Origin of the sequence: Photorhabdus sp. RM96S (assembly GCF_042879335.1) — a bacterium.
GTDB classification, from domain to species: domain Bacteria; phylum Pseudomonadota; class Gammaproteobacteria; order Enterobacterales; family Enterobacteriaceae; genus Photorhabdus; species Photorhabdus kayaii.
On sequence record NZ_JBHFKT010000213.1, the window covers coordinates 1 to 349 of the forward strand.

Consider the following 349-nt stretch of genomic DNA (forward strand, 5'->3'; position numbering starts at 1 on the left):
CGATGACGGGCAGGCGCTGTTGCATCAGGTGATTGATTTTTATCATCAGAACTTACTGGCGTCACCGGAAGCCAAAGCCTGGCTGGCACGACGCGGGCTGAATCATCCTGAACTGGTCAGTCACTTTAAGCTGGGGTACGCGGGCCATCACGGGATCGGCGGTTCAGCGGGCTTATTACCGTCCAAGAGCAGTCAGGAAGGCCAGCAACTGCGCGACAAGCTGTCGGGTCTGGGCGTGTTGCGTACCCCCACCCGGCAGGATCACTTCCGGGGCTGCGTGGTGGTGCCGGTGATCGGCTGGGCCGAATCGGCCAGCGTGGCCAGCCGCGGGCGGGTGCTGCAACTGTAT

1 pseudogene is annotated in these 349 nt (G+C 62.2%); it reads left to right on the forward strand.

What is annotated here, in order from left to right:
• Positions 1-349 (forward strand): annotated as a pseudogene (locus ACGF49_RS25035) (DNA primase); the annotation flags it as partial.